Below are 15340 nucleotides of genomic sequence, written 5' to 3'. Positions count from 1 at the left end.
TAAGCAATAAAAAACCCGCTAAGGCGGGTTTTTTATTGCTTATTTTTTTAATCGCCGTTGTTTAAAGAACTCACTTAACATTGCGCCACATTCTTTAGCCAACTCGCCGCTAAAGACTTCGGTGTGATGATTCAGCTTTGGCTCTGCCATTAAGTTCACCACGCTGCCACAAGCGCCTGTTTTAGGGTCATTGGCGCCATATACCAACCTAGCGATTCTTGCATGTTGAATCGCACCTGTGCACATGGCGCATGGCTCTAAAGTGACGTAAAGTGAGCAGCCAACTAAGCGGTAATTACCTAAATTTTTAGCAGCGTCGCGAAGGGCGGCAATTTCTGCATGTGCGGTCGGGTCGTGTGTATCGATTGGCGAGTTGCCACCACGACCAATCACCACGCCATCCTTCACAATAATCGCCCCTACAGGCACTTCGCCCGCAGCGGCGGCTTCTTGCGCAAGCGCTAAAGCAATTTGCATATAATGCTCGTCAGCGGTTTGTTGGTCTAAATTAATTGAGTGTTCGGTCATTTTATTTTTAGGTTTTTTACTAATTGATTGAGCAAGTTTAGCGTTTGTTTATTAGTGGTAGCCCCTATGTTGTTACTAGCTTGATGTTTGGCATATTGCATAGAGGAGTATAACGCTGATATTTCTAGTATTTCAATGGCTTGATTAGGCAAGGTTTTGGCGGCACGGTTACCAAAATCAATTGCACCTTCAGACCTTAGTTTAGTCACGCCAGCTTTAGATAGTTTCTTCAAAAACTGTTGGTAGATTTTGTTTGTTGGGTTTAGCACAATGCCGTTATTGCGCAGCAACAAGTAGCTTACAAAAAGCATCAGGGCAATCATAGTCACGACTAATATTAAGCCTATGTCTTCCCATGCGATGTCTTTGTTGATGAGCTTCTTGAGGAGTGCGAGTTGCTTGGTTTGGTCATAGCCTAGCACCCATTGATTCCAGCCGTTATTGACGGCATCCCAGTTCATGTAGAGATTTTTGAGCACAGGGTAATCTTGGCGTGAGAGTAACGGTAACAAATTTGAATCTGGTAGTGCTGCTCCAATGCCAGACTCTATACGGTCTGGAGATACCGCTGAGGTAGGGTCTACGCGCACCCAGCCTTTATCCTGTAACCAGACTTCCGCCCAAGCATGTGCATCAGATTGGCGCACGATTAGGTAATTACCATTTGGATTGATTTCGCCGCCTTGGTAGCCTGTAACGATGCGTGCTGGCACCCCCGCAGCACGCATCAAATAAACAAAGCTACTGGCATAATGCTCGCAAAAGCCACGTTTGGTATTGAATAGAAAATCATCAACAGGTTCTTTGCCTAATCTTGGCGGTGCAAGTGTGTAGACGAATGTCTGCTCACGAAACATACTGAGTGCAGCTTCCACAATGGCCGTTGGTGATTTATTCTCGCTAACCCATTTATTGGCAAGTTGACGTGTTTTAGGATTTTCATCTTCTATTAATTGCAAGGCCAGTGTGCGCTCACGCTCACTCAACTCAGCGCCCAATTTGTAATGCAGGTATGAATGACCTTGATAGCGAATGCGTGTGCGGATAGGCTCTTTGGAAAGTACCTGCATATCATGTTTGATGTGGGCTTCAGCTGGCAATGTGCTTGATGCCATTTCGGGTAGATCAAGCATTAACAGCCAATTGCGGTTATGTGGTTCTAGCGTGATAGTGTAATCAGTAGCTTCTCCTGAAGTTTCTATGGTTTCCGTAGGTAAATGAATGCTGTCGCTAGTCATTTGCCAGCGCCGACCTTCTTGATGCCACAACACAGGGCCGCGCCAGTAGAGCTGATTGTTTGCCGGAATTGCAGATTTGAATTCAACACGAAAAGCGATTTTGCTGGATAAGCTGAGCTGACTGATATTGCCGGGTTCCATGCTGTCAGAAAGCCCGGTCATGCCGCTATAAGCATCTTGTGGAATGCCCCAAATCGGGCCTGGAATGCGCGGAAACAGTACAAACAATACCAACATAATGGGCGTTGCTTGCAGCAGTAATTTACCTGCTAGTTTTGCTTGAACTTTCCATATCTGTGGGCTGATGGTTGTTTGCTTACTTTGATGACTCACGCTAATAAGGCAAGCTGTAAGCCCCGTCAATGCAAGTAAGACTGCCAGAAAAACCCAGATGGCTTGGGTGAAAAGTAAGATGTTAACTGTGAGAAAGTAACTTAACACCACCATCACAACAAAGTCGCGCTTTGTTCTGGTTTCAAGTAGCTTCATTGAAATCATGACGGCTAATAAGCCAACACTTGCATCACGTCCAAACAGCGAGCCGTAGGTGACTAAAACTGCAATACCACCAGCAATCGTTAGCGGAAAACGCAGCCAGAGTTTTGGGTAAGCCCAATTGTTTTTTTTAATTAAATAGCGCCAAATTGCAAATACCACAAAACATGCAGGCACCCAGTTTTCCATATTGAATGCATATAGCGTGAAGGTGATACTTAACGAGAGCAGCAACCAAATGATGGCTTGCGTACTGATTTTAGTTTGTATGTCAGTTTGATTGGCCATTACATAAGTGCCAGTGCGGTTAAACATTGGTGATAATGGATGTCACCAGTACTGGGTTGAATGCTGAGCTGCGGTAAACGTAGGCCGTATTTTAGGTGTTGTGCGTTAGCATCTACCACCCAGCGCGTTAGCTGGCTAATGCGTAACTCTAGATTGTTGCTAGTTGTTGCATTGAAGTCTAGCCACAAAGTAGAGCTAGCCTCACCCTGAAACTGCTTAACTAGCAAGCCCTGTTCGCGAGAGGATGCTTTCCAGTCTACGCGTTTAGGCGAGTCGCCAAACTGGTAATTGCGATGCCCGGCAAAATCATCGTCACCTTGCGTGGTTGATAATTGTCCAGTGGCGCCATCGGCATCTGCGCTAGGTAATATTTGGCTGCGCAAGCTTGGCTTAGGGTATATCAGGCATTGGTTTGCCGTTTCAGCATATGCCCAAACATGAAATAGTGATACGGGAAACTCGGTGCTAAATGTCATGCGAGGCGTTTTTAGCCATCCGCGCTTTTGGCTGCGTAAAGATAACCTAAACATAGCTTCTCCAAGTGCCGGGACATCTTGAATGTCAGCCTCTTGGTCTGCAAATTTCGCAAAAATACTGTAACGAGCGCGATTGCTACCATCAATGACGGTCAGTTCAAACACTGCTTGCTCACCTGCAAATACAGGGTTTGCGCGTTTTGCTTCGATTTTTAAATGAGCTAAATTACGCCAAGTATGCAACATACTAATTAAACCTAATCCAGCCAATAAGAATGTGATGGCAAAGCCTAAGCTGATGGAATAATTAATAGAACCGGTTAGCAGACCTATCAACAGCAAGCCGAATAGCCAGCCAAACCGTGTTGGTAATATGTAAATATGCCTGCGGCTTAGCGTGGTGGTTGAGTCTATGGCGATTGCCGTGCGAAACCAAGTTTTAGGCGAGCTGAGCCTGAAGTCAGGTTTAAGGCTCGCATCGCTCGAAAGGTTTAAGCCTTTTGCCATGTTGAATGATGGCTAAGGCTTAAACAGCGACAGATTTTAGCAGTTGGGCGATATTATTTACGCTACCTGTCAATGTGCTATTACTGACCAATCGGTGACCCGCCACACTCGGTAATATGGCTTGAATATCCTCTGGAATCACATGGTCGCGTCCATCCAACATTGCCCATGCTTGCGCGCATTGTTTTAAGCTCAAACCTGCGCGTGGCGACAAACCTGCATTGAATTGTGCGGATTGACGTGTGTATTTCAAGATGGCTTGCAAGTAGTCAAGTAACGCATCCGAAACGTGAATGTCGTGACATGCGGCTTGTAGCGTTTGTAACTGCTTGGCATCAATCACTGGGCTTAGTTTTGCTAGTTGCTCACGACCACCATTGCTTTGTAATAGTTTGCGTTCAGAAGCTGCATCTGGGTAGTTAATGGTAATACGCATCAGAAAGCGGTCAAGCTGCGACTCTGGTAATGCAAAAGTGCCGATTTGTGAACTCGGGTTTTGTGTTGCAATCACAAAAAAAGGTTGGGGCAGGGTGTAAGTGACGGCATCTATTGTCACTTGAGCCTCTTCCATTACTTCAAGCAATGCGCTTTGCGTTTTAGGTGTGGCACGATTGATTTCATCGGCTAATAATACGTTGGTAAATATTGGACCGGGGTGGAATTTGAAACTGGCTGCATTTCTATCGTATACAGAAACACCTAGTACATCGGCAGGTAATAAATCGCTAGTAAACTGTACGCGCTGAAACTGTAAGCCCAGCACTTGCGCCAACGTGTGTGCCAATGTGGTTTTGCCCATACCGGGTAAATCTTCTATGAGTAAATGCCCCCTAGCCAAGATACACGCTAGGGCGAGTTTGATTTGTTGCTCTTTACCTAGAATGACTTCGCTGGTTTTGGCGATAATGGCATCTGTGATTTTTTTCATGAGTGTCATTCAAAAACGAATTTAACGAACTTAAAGCATGATGATACAGATAAAGCTTAATTAAAGCTTAGGGAGATGGTTGTTTTTGATTCAATCTATCCAACACGTAAAATACATCCAACATAAAAGTGAAGCACGTACACATTCTGATTTATGTATAAGCGATGGTTGCTTCTTGCAGTGGCGTCATTATCAATTTACGGTAAGCTTACTACCAATACAATTTCAATAAAGACTTCGACGATTAATTCTTACATCAATAGATCATCTAAAGTCAGTTGTTTTAATTTTTCAATCAACCATTGTTGAGCTTTACCACCTTTATTATGCCACGCAAGATAGCTGGTGATTTTTGGTTTAGGTTCAGCAACCGCTTTTATCACTAACTCGCCAGTGGCTACATGTCGTTCAGCCATTCTTTTTGGTAAATATCCAGTACCTAAACCAGCAAGCTGCGCCTGTAGTTTAGCTTGCATGTCAGGTACTGATAGCACTTCCTGACCATTAATAATACCTGAAGTTTTTGGCTCTAAACTGCGCGAGCTATCTGAAGCAGAAATTGCTCGATATTGTTTGAGGTCTATATTTTGTAATGGCTCTGCTATTTGCGCCAATGGATGATTGACTGCAACCGCATAATGAAACTCCAAAATGCCGATGGCTTTAGTTGTATAACTACCCGCGTGAGGACCTTCACCCGGAGCGCCAACTGAAATCGCCGCGCGGCCAGAGACTAAAGCATCCCAGCTTCCGCCGTAAACCTCACGTATTACTTTTAGACGCGTACCAAAATTTTGTGAGTAGAACTCATCAATGACCTTGTACAGCGCATCTAAAGTAAACAACTCGCTGATGGCGATAGTGAGTTCAGTTTCTACCCCACTGGCAACCAGTTTTACGTGCGATTCAAGCTCGCTTGCTGCATTGAGCAAATAACGACCTTCACGCAAAAGCTCAGCGCCAGCTTCAGTAAGCTCAGCTCTATGCCCACTACGGTTAAATATTGCGACACCTAAATCTTGTTCTAGCTTGCGCACTGTGTACGTAATTGCAGATGGTACGCGGAATAAGGACTCAGCCGCAGCAGCAAAGCTTCCCTTGCTTGCAATCGCGTCTAGTACTTCTAAAGATTCTAAAGAGATTTTAATAGTCATAGTACTTATTATAGTAGTTGAATCTAATAGTTGAATAGTTATATTTAAATCAAATTATTTGAACAAAATATGCAGTAATGACCACTATTAGACTAAAGATAATTCAATTATAGTTGACAAATATACACTAATTTGCGCTCAAATGGCTTGTTTGTGGGCTTTGTATGGATTTTGTCTGGTGTTCTTTTAGTGAAAAAATTAAAAATAAGTGATGCCTAAAGTTAATTAAAATCAAATTTCATGAAAGAAATATTGTGAAACCGAGCCTAAATAAAACAAAATTAAGGAAATCTAGCGATAGAGGGTATGTTCATCAGGGTTGGTTAGAAAGTTACCACTCATTTTCATTTACTGGTTATTACGATCCTGCACATATGCATTACTCAGTATTGCGTGTGATTAATGAAGATGTTTTTGAGGCGGGTCAGGGTTTTGGCATGCACCCGCATAAAAACATGGAAATTATTACTTATATGTTGCAAGGTGAATTGCGACATGTAGACAGCCTTGGCAATACTTCTGTTATTAAAGCTGGTGATGTGCAATGCATGACAGCGGGTACTGGTATCGTGCATAGTGAAATGAACGCCTCAGAAACTGAGGCGGTACATTTGTTACAAATCTGGATATTTCCAGAACGTAAGCTACTAGAACCCGGCTATAAAGATCAACATTTTACTCAGGCTCAAAAGCAAAATCGCTGGTGTTTGATTGTCTCGCACGATGGCCGCGAGAATTCGCTTAAAATTCAACAAGACATTTCCCTTTTTGCCACATTACTGGCTGAGAATGAATCGTTAGATTACATGCTACCCGCTCACAGAAGTCTTTATATTCAGCTTGCCAGGGGGGAGATTGAAATTTGCGGGCAGCATTTATCTGCGGGCGATGCGCTGATGGCGGACGGCTCAAAGGAGTTTACGTTTAAGGCATTAACGCAATCGGAAATACTTTTGTTTGATCTGCCTATTCATCATTCTGTAGATATTATGCAGCAGTAGTGAACGTAGTCATGCAAGGGTTTGTCATACTTCGCTAAACTGGTAAAGTTAAAAATAGCTTTGTAAACTAATTAACCGAGTTGCGTGAGCATGAAAAAATACATCTTAAAAATATCAACTTTACTTGTGTCCATGATGGTTCCTGGCTTAGTCATGGCGGATCTTGATACTTATCGTATCGACAATACTCATAGTTTTGCAAATTGGACGATTCGTCATGTCGCCTCTAAAACATCGGGTACTTTTAGCGACGTTACTGGCAAGCTGATGATAGATTCAATAAATTTAGCTAAGTCATCAGTCATGGCGAAAATAAATGTACTTAGTATCAGCTCTAGCCATGCTAAACGAGATGAGAATATCAAAAAGAAAGAATATTTAGATGCAGAAAACTTTAATCAAATGACTTTTGTGAGTACGAAAGTGACTGTAAGTAGTTCTTCTGCCAGTGCCGTAACTGAAGGTGTATTGACTGGAAATTTCACTATGCACGGCGTGACTAAAGAAATATCTTTTCCGTTTAAAGTGTTAGGCTTTGGTTCGGATCCATGGGGTGGTTATCGAGTGGGTCTTGAAGCACATACCTTGATTAAAGCATCTGACTATGGCTTTGGCTGGGCAAGCAAAGCGAACGCGCCTGTAGGCGACGACATTGAAGTCACTTTGTTAATAGAGGGCGTTAAACAACCCGCTGAAATCGTCATCAAGTAATCATTTTTAAGTAATATCCTTCGCGTAATTTATATCGCACATTCACAGCAATCATATGGAGAAATGTATGGCATTAGATTTATTCAGTCCGGTCAGTTTGGGTTCAATTGCATTAGAAAATAGAATAGTGATGGCGCCACTAACGCGTAACAGAGCAGGTGAAGGCGGCGTACCGCAAGCAATCAACGTAGCATATTATGAACAGCGCGCGACAGCAGGCTTAATCATTACCGAAGCTACGCCGATATCAACTATGGCGCATGGTTACCCAGCTTTGCCTGGTATATATACGGATGCGCAAGTTGCAGGTTGGAAAAAAGTCACTGATGCAGTCCATGCTAAAGGCGGAAAAATCGTCTTGCAATTATGGCATGTAGGCAGAATTTCGCACCCGAGTTTATTACCTAATGGTGCGCTACCTGTTGCGCCATCCGCTATAAAACCAGCAGGTAAAGCCTTTACTTATCAAGGTTTGGTGGATTACGTAGAGCCGCGCGCATTAGATGCCAGCGAGATTTCAGGAATCATTGCGGATTATGTACACGCGGCTAAATGCTCACTCGCTGCAGGTTTTGATGGCGTAGAAATACATGCTGCCAATGGCTATTTGCTAGACCAGTTTTTACGTAATGGTACGAATAAACGTACAGATAATTATGGCGGCAGCTTCGAGAATCGTGCTCGCTTGTTGATGGAAGTCACCAAAGCGGTTGTTGACGTTGCTGGCTCAGACAAGGTGGGTATTCGTATTTCGCCAGTTAATCCGTTCAATGATATGCAAGATAGTAATCCTCAAGCCTTGTTTAACTATGTTGCAGGTGCTCTAAATCAATTTAATCTTGCTTATTTACATGTGCTTGAGGGCGGCGTTCATGGCGGTGGAGTTGCAGACCCGTTTGATTTTGCGGCATTACGTCAACTGTTCAAAGGCGCTTACTTAGCTAATCTAGGCTATGACAAAGTGCGTGGTAATGCTGCCATTGCTAACGGTCAAGCTGATGCGATTGCTTACGGTGTGCCATTTATCGCTAATCCAGATCTAGTGCTACGCTATAAAACGGATGCTGCACTCAATGAAGCAGATTCAAATACTTTTTATGGCGGAAGCGAAAAAGGTTACACTGATTATCCTTTTTTAAACGCCTAATTTGGAGTAAAAACCTTCATGCACAATCCAGCAATCACCCAAGTCGACATTGATAAAACCCTAGCTAACCGTTGGAGCGGTCGTGCCTTCGATGCGGCAAAATCAGTCAGCACAGAGCAGATTATTGCCTTGCTTGAAGCGGCACGTTGGGCGCCATCTTGCTTTGGCGATCAACCATGGCGTTTTGTTGTGTGGGATAAAAATACAGATGCAGCAGCTTGGCAACAAGCGTTTGACTGCTTAGCACCAAGTAACCAAGCTTGGGTCAAAGATGCTTCTGTGCTTTTATTAGTGTGTGCGGGTAGTTTGTTTAACCATAATCAGCAGCCTAACCGTTGGGCGCAATATGATACTGGCGCAGCTGCCGAAAACTTATGCTTACAAGCTTCAAGTATGGGTTTGATGGCGCATCAAATGGGTGGTTTTAATGCGGATCTAACACGTGAAAAATTCAGTATTCCCGCGCAATTTACGCCTATGGCCATGGTTTGCGTTGGTTATGCTGCAGATATTGCAACTGTGACTGGCGAAGCACTAGCACGTGAAACTGCGCCACGCTCACGTCGCCCATTGAATGAATTATTTTTTGCCAATGGCTGGGGTCAGCCTATTAATAAGTAGGTTAGCTAACTTTAAATACTTGATTAACTATCATTTTTGGGTTTAGTTACAACCGACTGGGCTTAACTAAACCTGCTAGGTCTGCTAAAATCTAGTCTGATAGTTACAAATTATTTACAAGTTACTTAAATCATCAAATTAATCAATTAAATTTAGGATCTAGTTATGGCGGTTGTTGCACTCAACAAAGAAAATTTTAAAGAAACAATCGAAAACAATAATTTTATTATTGTAGATTTTTGGGCACCATGGTGTGATCCATGTGTAGCGTTTACGCCAACATTTGAAGCCGCTGCTGCAAAACATCCTGATATTGTATTTGGTATGGTCAATACTGAAACAGATCCTGAAATTGGCGAGTATTTTGAAGTGAATCAAATTCCAGGTATTTTAGTGATTCGCGAGCAAGCTGGTATTCATGCGCAAGTGGGTGAAATCGGCGCGCCAGCGTTAGATGCCATTATTCAATGGGCACGTGATTTTGACATGACAGAAGTACGTGCTTATTACGAACAAGAAGCTCAAAAAGCTAACTAGTGGTAAACAGTTAGTCTAAGTAAAATAAAAAAAGCGGCTTAAAGCCGCTTTTTTTTAGCTGTAAAGTGTGTGCTAAAAAGAACCTGTCGTAATTAGTCTGAACAAATAATATGCGCCAATCAGCATCATCACATACATCGGCACATCACCACTTTTCTTAGTTTCGGATTTACTTCCAGAACTCATCCAGCGGTTAAGCAGCCACAAAACAAAAATAATCACTGGAATCATCATCATGCTCGTGGTGGATTCGAATAACTTGCCCAGAATCTTTTTCAGTACACCATCATCTTTAAAGAACTCCATGGCAATCCCAACAATACCAACCAGCATCAAGCCCATACGCCCCATCGCAGCTAAAACACCCAACTTGCTTTCAGGATCAATATCCTTATTTTTGAGGTATTTATTTGGGTCTACCTTATCGTTTGGTTTCTGCTTGGCCATATCACATTCCTTAATATTTAAAGCTTATCACTCTGAATTTTAACTCAATCAATGTTAATTAGAAGCTAGGTACTTACTTGGATCTACCGATTTACCCTGACGGCGAATCTCAAAGTGTAACTTTACCGAATTACTATCGGTGTTACCCATTTCGGCAATTTTCTGACCGCGGCTCACTTGCTGACCTTCTTTAACCAGTATTAGGCTATTGTGCGCGTAAACCGATAAGTAGTTGGCATTATGTTTAATAATGACTAATTTACCGTAACCGCGTAAATCTGAACCACTATAAATCACCTTGCCAGCAGCAGCTGCAGTAATTGCCTGACCTGTGCTGCCACCGATATCAAGCCCTTTATTGCTAGCCTCATTAAAGTCAGCTACAACCTTACCTTTAGTTGGCCATGCCCAATCAATATCTTCGCTTGAATCAACGCTTGGTTTTACATCAGCGTTTGGTTTTACTTCTGCACTTGGCTTGGTGTCAGATGTAGACGCGACGACAGGCTTGCCTGTTGGCGCAGTTGCTACAGATTTATCAGCTGGCTTCTCGCTGCCTTTTTCAGCAGTCTTTTCAATCGTTTTAGCGACAGGTAAAGGTTTTTTAAGTGCCTCGTCACTGTAAGGTTCGCGTATGGCTTTAGGTTCGGTAAGCGCGACTATGATTGGCGCTTTAATTACTTTGCTTGTGGTAGTAGTGCTGCTAGCACTGGCGTCAGTATTGATAGGCGTAATTTCAACGCCGTCGCTAGTAGTTGTTGGCACAGGCTTTGTTTCAGCCATGATTGATTTGTCTTTTAACGCGCTAAATTTGAGCGTTTGCCCAACGTTGATATTGTATGGCGCGCTAATATTGTTCGCCTGAGCAATATCTTTATAGTAATAACCATACTCAAGACCAATGCTAAATAGCGTATCACCTTTTTTCACGACGTAAGTATCAGGTCGCCAATCACCAGTTTTGTAAGTGGGTCTGTTTGGTTTTTTGCTGATACTACTAGCGCTAGTTGCGTTTGGTTTGCTTGTTGGTAAGCGGTCAATGACTGGTGCTGGAGGGGTGCTGCTACAGCCTGCAAGGAACGCTAAGATGATTAAATATAAAGGGTTGCGCATCGTTATGATGTGCCCCCTAGTAGCGGCACAAATTTTACTGGTTCGAGTTTTGTGTGACGGTAATCTTTTTGAGTGTGCCGCTCTACAAGATATAAAATTTGTTCATCTGTGCCCACCGGAATCACTAAACGCCCGCCAACAGCAAGTTGATCCAATAAATCTTGTGGCATGTGGCTGGCAGCAGCGGTGACGATAATGCCATCAAATGGCGCATATTCTGCAATGCCTATATTGCCATCCGCATGGCCTAACTTTACATTCACACATTTGAGTTCGCGCAGATGTCCACGCGCTTTCATTACCAAGGGGCGAATTCGTTCAACGGAATAGACTTCTTTAGCAAGTTTGGACAACACAGCGGTTTGATAACCGCAACCAGTGCCAATTTCCAATACTTTATCCAGTGGTTTGCCGTTACGTAGAATCTCTGACATACGCGCCACGATATAAGGCTGAGAAATCGTTTGGCCAAAGCCTATGGGTAGCGAAACGTCTTCATATGCACGAATTGATAACGCTTCATCTACAAAAATATGTCTTGGAATGCTGCCAATGGCTGAAAGCACAACTTCATCTTTGATGCCTTGCTCGCGCAAACGCACCAACATGCGGTCACGCGTGCGCAGAGATGTCATGCCTATGCCTGACTGGGTTGGAGGTCTTGCGAGAGCCACTATTAGTTCTTTCCTGCGTTATTCTTTTCTGCATCACCAATATCGAGGTCAAGCCAGTCTTTGATTTCAGCCAGTTGCGAGTGTTTGGTCAAGTCGACATGAATAGGGGAGAGTGACACTTGATTATTCGCCACGGCGTAAAAATCAGTGCCTTCGCCGCCGTCATTAGGTTGGCCTGCTGCGCCCACCCAATATACTGTTTCGTTCCGAGGCGTTTGGAGTTTGATCACTGATTCAGCCTTGTGACGTTTGCCCAAGCGTGTAACAACGCGACCTTGCAATTCGTTATACGGAATATCTGGTACGTTCACGTTTAACAATGTGGCTGATTTAAAGCCGACTTTTTGGTAATGCTTTACTAGCTCAACGGCTACTCTTGCTGCAGTTTCAAAATAGGTGGAATTGTGTTGTGACATTGAAATTGCAATCGATGGAATGCCAAGTAAGTAGCCTTCCATGGCAGCAGCAACCGTGCCTGAATATATCGTATCATCGCCCATGTTCGCGCCATCGTTAATGCCGCTAATTACCATGTCAGGCATGGTATCCATCAAGCCAGTCAAGGCGATATGCACACAATCCGTTGGTGTGCCATTGACATAAAAAAAGCCATTTGCGGCTTTTTTAACGCTTAGCGGCCTATCTAATGTGAGTGAGTTACTCGCGCCGCTTCGATTTCGCTCCGGGGCAACTACCGTGATGTCGGCAATCTTAGCGATGTGCTCAGCTAGAATGTTAAGACCTGGTGCAAAATAACCGTCGTCGTTGGAAAGTAGTATTTTCATGCGCAGCTTGTCGCTAAAAGAGTTTTCATATGCAAATTATAGTGTAAGACGGGCTGTTTAGTACGCGGCAACACTAAAAAATGCTTGAAAACGGAAAATGCCGGAAAAGTAGCGAGTAATTGAGGATTAGCCTTACTTTAAAGTGTAGTTTTTTGCTAAATCTTTAGTATTTAGTCAGTTAACTGCAAGTTACTTCTTTAAGGTCCGCTTCAGGAAACTCAGGCTTTAGCTTTTTAAGCTCAATGACTTCAGTATCTGTCAGTTTGTTAAGTTGCAAGCTTGCGTGCCCTTTACCTTGGTTGCGCAAGGCTTTCACCACATCTTTAACGCCTTTGGCTCTAAGCTCATTTAGTAATTTGGTAGCGAGCTGCTCATCTTCAAAAACGCCAAATGAGATGGCATTTTTCCATCTGGCATCTTGCACAATATACATATCTTGAATACCTAGCGCTTTTAATTCTTGTGTTTTGGCCTGCGCAGCTTCAACGGATTTTAGTGGCTGTTTATATACCCAAAAACGCTTAGCTTCTAACGAAGATTGCTCTTTAACTGTGGTTTGTATCGATAGGTTTGATACAGCGGCTTGCGCGTTAGTCAAATTGGCAGCTGAAAATACCCCCCATTCATAACATGTTGCCGGCGCAGACGCTGGGTTGGTACTTGCTGTGACTTCTACACTAGGTGGTGTAATGGCCGCTACGGTTGGTGCAGTGGCTGCAACGCCTTTTTTAGGTAGAGCATCAATCTGTTGTTGGGTCACAATGCTGATTTTTTCAGGATGTATGGCGAGCAATGCAGCCTTTGGCGCGCTTGGCAAGATAACGTCTTTATTAAAATAAGCCAGTAAACCTACATTAATCAATACTAATAACCAAACCAATTTTTTCATTGCTTTTCACTTTTCGTAAGGTTTTCAGGCGCACAATTGTCTATCAGATACAAGCCACGTAAGACCAAATTATCTACGATTAATGCAAGGTTTGTCACGTCACTCAAAAGATTATCTTTGATGAGCTGTGCGTTGCCACCGCTAATGAAAATATAGGGCGCTTGTTTATCGTCAGAGTTGAGTGCAGCAAGCGCAGTATGCATTTGCTTGATTGCACCACAAGCAGCATTAATGGCACCAGCGCGCATGGCATCGGCAGTATTTTTGGCAAAAATATCTTGATACTGGTGTATTACGGATGGTATTGATTTTTCTTTATGGATGTTGGGTAATTGTGCAGCTGCCACCCCTAAACTTTTCTGCATTAAATGGATGCCCGGCAAAATCATTCCACCGATAAACTCACCTTGATTGTGATTGTTTGCCAGTGCATCTATAGTCACTGCGGTACCCGCATTCACCACCACGCAAGGTGCTTGTTTTATATGCCAAGCCGCGACTAGCGCTGCCCAGCGGTCGGTACCAAGTTTTTCTGGCTGATCATAACGGCTGTTTACGGCGCATTCACTGGCTTTTGCCGTTATCCAGTGGGTAGGAATGTGTTTCGGCAGTATTTCTTCAAGCTGTTTTTTGATGTACTCACCAGCCACGTTTGAAATGATGATGCGTGCAGCAGCTGGTAATTTTGTGTGCACGATTTCAGCGTTCAGGCAGGCGCCGTTGACGAGCAATGTGCTATTCGCGTCAAATAAGCCCCACTTAACGCGAGTGTTCCCTGCATCTATGGCTAATAAATAATCCATTTTATGACGCTCGCAAACTAATCTCGCCCGATGAAAAGCGTTGCTCACCAGCGGCTGTATTCACTAATAAATTACCGTCTTCAGCCACGTTAACGACAATACCTGTCGTTTCGCGACCATCGGGATGCAACATTCTGACTGCTTGTTGATGATAGGCATGGTAGCTCGTCCACTCATCGCGCACGCTCGCAAAGCCGCGTTGTTCAAAAGTGCTGAGAACGTCAGTTAGATGTTTCAATAATTCGCCAAGCAGCAAATTGGGGTTGATGGGTGTTTGCGTCACGTTAGCTAAATCGGTGACGGGTTGGTCTATCTGTTGTTTGATGCTTGCTGGCAGATTTAAGTTAATGCCCACACCAATCACCGCAACGCTTGGGCCTTCCATATCACCTTGCAACTCAATCAAAATCCCTGCTAATTTTTCGCGGCCAATTAGCACGTCATTTGGCCATTTGAGTTGCGCTTGCGTTACACCAAAGTGATGCAGAGCGCGAATTAAGGCAATACCTACCGCCAAACTCAAGCCAGACAAACCTGCCGCACCACATTGAAAACGCCATAACAGTGAAAAAGTTAAACTAGCGCCCAAGCCCGCTTGCCAAGTGCGGCCACGCCTGCCGCGGCCGTTGGTTTGTAAGTTGGTAGCCACGCAGTTGGCGTGCGCTTGCCCCGCGCTTAGTTTCTTCATCAAATAGGTATTGGTCGAATCTAAATGGTCGTGAATCTCCAATTTAAGCAAAGAACTTTGTGGTCCCATTGCGCTCAATATAGCTTGTTCATCCAGTAGCGTGACTGACTGTGGTAGTTTGTAACCGCGTCCGCGCACTGAAAAAATCTCAATGCCGAGTTTTTCTGCGTCCTGAAGTGCATTCCACACCGTGGCGCGTGAGACTTTTAATTGCTGCGCAATGGTTTCACCCGAGTGAAATTTGCCATCGGTGAGCAGTCTTAAAATAGGGAAAGTAAGTTCGTTCATAACGGTGAGAAGTTTAGCACAA

Annotated in this window: 17 protein-coding genes; 5 read left to right on the top strand and 12 right to left on the bottom strand. The window is 43.8% G+C overall.

Annotation, left to right across the window (positions count from 1 at the left end):
* Positions 1-39 precede the first annotated feature (39 nt).
* From tadA to M301_RS09595, 5 genes are all read right to left on the bottom strand, one after another.
* Positions 40-528, bottom strand: a complete 489-nt coding sequence (gene tadA, locus M301_RS09615) for a tRNA adenosine(34) deaminase TadA (protein WP_013148580.1) — start codon at positions 526-528, stop codon at positions 40-42.
* Complete coding sequence (locus M301_RS09610; protein ID WP_013148579.1) at positions 525-2549, bottom strand: transglutaminase TgpA family protein; 2025 nt, start codon at positions 2547-2549, stop codon at positions 525-527. Before M301_RS09610 ends, tadA begins: the two co-directional genes overlap by 4 nt.
* Positions 2549-3532 (bottom strand): DUF58 domain-containing protein, encoded by a 984-nt coding sequence (locus M301_RS09605; RefSeq protein ID WP_013148578.1) that lies wholly within the window; start codon positions 3530-3532, stop codon positions 2549-2551. Before M301_RS09605 ends, M301_RS09610 begins: the two co-directional genes overlap by 1 nt.
* 19 nt (positions 3533-3551) lie before the next feature.
* Positions 3552-4460, bottom strand: coding sequence for an AAA family ATPase (locus tag M301_RS09600; protein WP_013148577.1), 909 nt, complete (start codon positions 4458-4460; stop codon positions 3552-3554).
* Positions 4461-4711: 251 nt separating this feature from the next.
* On the bottom strand, positions 4712-5614 hold the full coding sequence (locus tag M301_RS09595; RefSeq protein ID WP_013148576.1) for a LysR family transcriptional regulator: 903 nt from the start codon (positions 5612-5614) through the stop codon (positions 4712-4714).
* 254 nt (positions 5615-5868) lie between these two features.
* Here M301_RS09595 and M301_RS09590 point away from each other — a divergent pair, with 254 nt between their 5' ends.
* The 5 genes from M301_RS09590 (at position 5869) to M301_RS09570 (ending at position 9631) form a co-directional block, all read left to right on the top strand.
* Positions 5869-6615, top strand: coding sequence for a pirin family protein (locus M301_RS09590; RefSeq protein ID WP_013148575.1), 747 nt, complete (start codon positions 5869-5871; stop codon positions 6613-6615).
* 90 nt (positions 6616-6705) lie between these two features.
* On the top strand, positions 6706-7326 hold the full coding sequence (locus M301_RS09585; RefSeq protein ID WP_013148574.1) for a YceI family protein: 621 nt from the start codon (positions 6706-6708) through the stop codon (positions 7324-7326).
* A 67-nt stretch (positions 7327-7393) separates the two neighbouring features.
* Positions 7394-8473, top strand: coding sequence for an alkene reductase (locus M301_RS09580; protein WP_013148573.1), 1080 nt, complete (start codon positions 7394-7396; stop codon positions 8471-8473).
* Between the two features lie 18 nt (positions 8474-8491).
* On the top strand, positions 8492-9094 hold the full coding sequence (locus M301_RS09575) for a nitroreductase family protein (RefSeq protein ID WP_013148572.1): 603 nt from the start codon (positions 8492-8494) through the stop codon (positions 9092-9094).
* Between the two features lie 165 nt (positions 9095-9259).
* On the top strand, positions 9260-9631 hold the full coding sequence (locus M301_RS09570) for a thioredoxin family protein (protein ID WP_013148571.1): 372 nt from the start codon (positions 9260-9262) through the stop codon (positions 9629-9631).
* A gap of 72 nt (positions 9632-9703) precedes the next feature.
* On the opposite strand, the gene M301_RS09565 is transcribed toward M301_RS09570, so the two are convergent.
* The 7 genes from M301_RS09565 to M301_RS09535 all read right to left on the bottom strand — a co-directional run bounded on the left by M301_RS09565 (position 9704) and on the right by M301_RS09535 (position 15318).
* Positions 9704-10078 carry a hypothetical protein gene (locus M301_RS09565; protein WP_013148570.1) on the bottom strand — a complete coding sequence of 125 codons (375 nt, stop codon included), beginning with the start codon at positions 10076-10078 and terminating at the stop codon, positions 9704-9706.
* Between the two features lie 54 nt (positions 10079-10132).
* Complete coding sequence (locus M301_RS09560) at positions 10133-11191, bottom strand: peptidoglycan DD-metalloendopeptidase family protein (RefSeq protein ID WP_013148569.1); 1059 nt, start codon at positions 11189-11191, stop codon at positions 10133-10135.
* 2 nt (positions 11192-11193) lie between these two features.
* Positions 11194-11826 carry a protein-L-isoaspartate(D-aspartate) O-methyltransferase gene (locus M301_RS09555; protein ID WP_013148568.1) on the bottom strand — a complete coding sequence of 211 codons (633 nt, stop codon included), beginning with the start codon at positions 11824-11826 and terminating at the stop codon, positions 11194-11196.
* Between the two features lie 41 nt (positions 11827-11867).
* Positions 11868-12650, bottom strand: a complete 783-nt coding sequence (gene surE, locus M301_RS09550) for a 5'/3'-nucleotidase SurE (protein WP_013148567.1) — start codon at positions 12648-12650, stop codon at positions 11868-11870.
* A 178-nt stretch (positions 12651-12828) separates the two neighbouring features.
* Positions 12829-13539: an SPOR domain-containing protein gene (locus tag M301_RS09545; protein WP_013148566.1), complete on the bottom strand. Its 711-nt coding sequence runs from the start codon at positions 13537-13539 to the stop codon at positions 12829-12831.
* A complete protein-coding gene (locus M301_RS09540) occupies positions 13536-14342 on the bottom strand; it encodes a type III pantothenate kinase (protein ID WP_013148565.1) in 807 nt (268 codons plus the stop codon). Before M301_RS09540 ends, M301_RS09545 begins: the two co-directional genes overlap by 4 nt.
* A gap of 1 nt (position 14343) precedes the next feature.
* A complete protein-coding gene (locus M301_RS09535) occupies positions 14344-15318 on the bottom strand; it encodes a biotin--[acetyl-CoA-carboxylase] ligase (protein ID WP_013148564.1) in 975 nt (324 codons plus the stop codon).
* Positions 15319-15340: the final 22 nt, after the last annotated feature.

Source organism: Methylotenera versatilis 301 (assembly GCF_000093025.1).
GTDB classification, from domain to species: Bacteria; Pseudomonadota; Gammaproteobacteria; order Burkholderiales; family Methylophilaceae; genus Methylotenera; species Methylotenera versatilis.
The sequence above is the reverse complement of the archived record's forward strand: the minus strand, read 5'-3'. Positions and strand labels throughout refer to the sequence as shown.

Bases quoted from the DNA above. Each gene is read 5' to 3' on its own strand.
- tadA (WP_013148580.1), bottom strand. From the start codon at position 528: ATGACCGAACACTCAATTAATTTAGACCAACAAACCGCTGACGAGCAT.
- M301_RS09595 (WP_013148576.1), bottom strand. From the start codon at position 5,614: ATGACTATTAAAATCTCTTTAGAATCTTTAGAAGTACTAGACGCGATT.
- M301_RS09600 (WP_013148577.1), bottom strand. From the start codon at position 4,460: ATGAAAAAAATCACAGATGCCATTATCGCCAAAACCAGCGAAGTCATT.
- M301_RS09605 (WP_013148578.1), bottom strand. From the start codon at position 3,532: ATGGCAAAAGGCTTAAACCTTTCGAGCGATGCGAGCCTTAAACCTGAC.
- M301_RS09575 (WP_013148572.1), top strand. From the start codon at position 8,492: ATGCACAATCCAGCAATCACCCAAGTCGACATTGATAAAACCCTAGCT.
- M301_RS09565 (WP_013148570.1), bottom strand. From the start codon at position 10,078: ATGGCCAAGCAGAAACCAAACGATAAGGTAGACCCAAATAAATACCTC.
- M301_RS09570 (WP_013148571.1), top strand. From the start codon at position 9,260: ATGGCGGTTGTTGCACTCAACAAAGAAAATTTTAAAGAAACAATCGAA.
- M301_RS09535 (WP_013148564.1), bottom strand. From the start codon at position 15,318: ATGAACGAACTTACTTTCCCTATTTTAAGACTGCTCACCGATGGCAAA.
- M301_RS09585 (WP_013148574.1), top strand. From the start codon at position 6,706: ATGAAAAAATACATCTTAAAAATATCAACTTTACTTGTGTCCATGATG.
- M301_RS09545 (WP_013148566.1), bottom strand. From the start codon at position 13,539: ATGAAAAAATTGGTTTGGTTATTAGTATTGATTAATGTAGGTTTACTG.
- M301_RS09540 (WP_013148565.1), bottom strand. From the start codon at position 14,342: ATGGATTATTTATTAGCCATAGATGCAGGGAACACTCGCGTTAAGTGG.
- M301_RS09555 (WP_013148568.1), bottom strand. From the start codon at position 11,826: ATGACATCTCTGCGCACGCGTGACCGCATGTTGGTGCGTTTGCGCGAG.
- M301_RS09610 (WP_013148579.1), bottom strand. From the start codon at position 2,549: ATGGCCAATCAAACTGACATACAAACTAAAATCAGTACGCAAGCCATC.
- surE (WP_013148567.1), bottom strand. From the start codon at position 12,650: ATGAAAATACTACTTTCCAACGACGACGGTTATTTTGCACCAGGTCTT.
- M301_RS09580 (WP_013148573.1), top strand. From the start codon at position 7,394: ATGGCATTAGATTTATTCAGTCCGGTCAGTTTGGGTTCAATTGCATTA.
- M301_RS09560 (WP_013148569.1), bottom strand. From the start codon at position 11,191: ATGCGCAACCCTTTATATTTAATCATCTTAGCGTTCCTTGCAGGCTGT.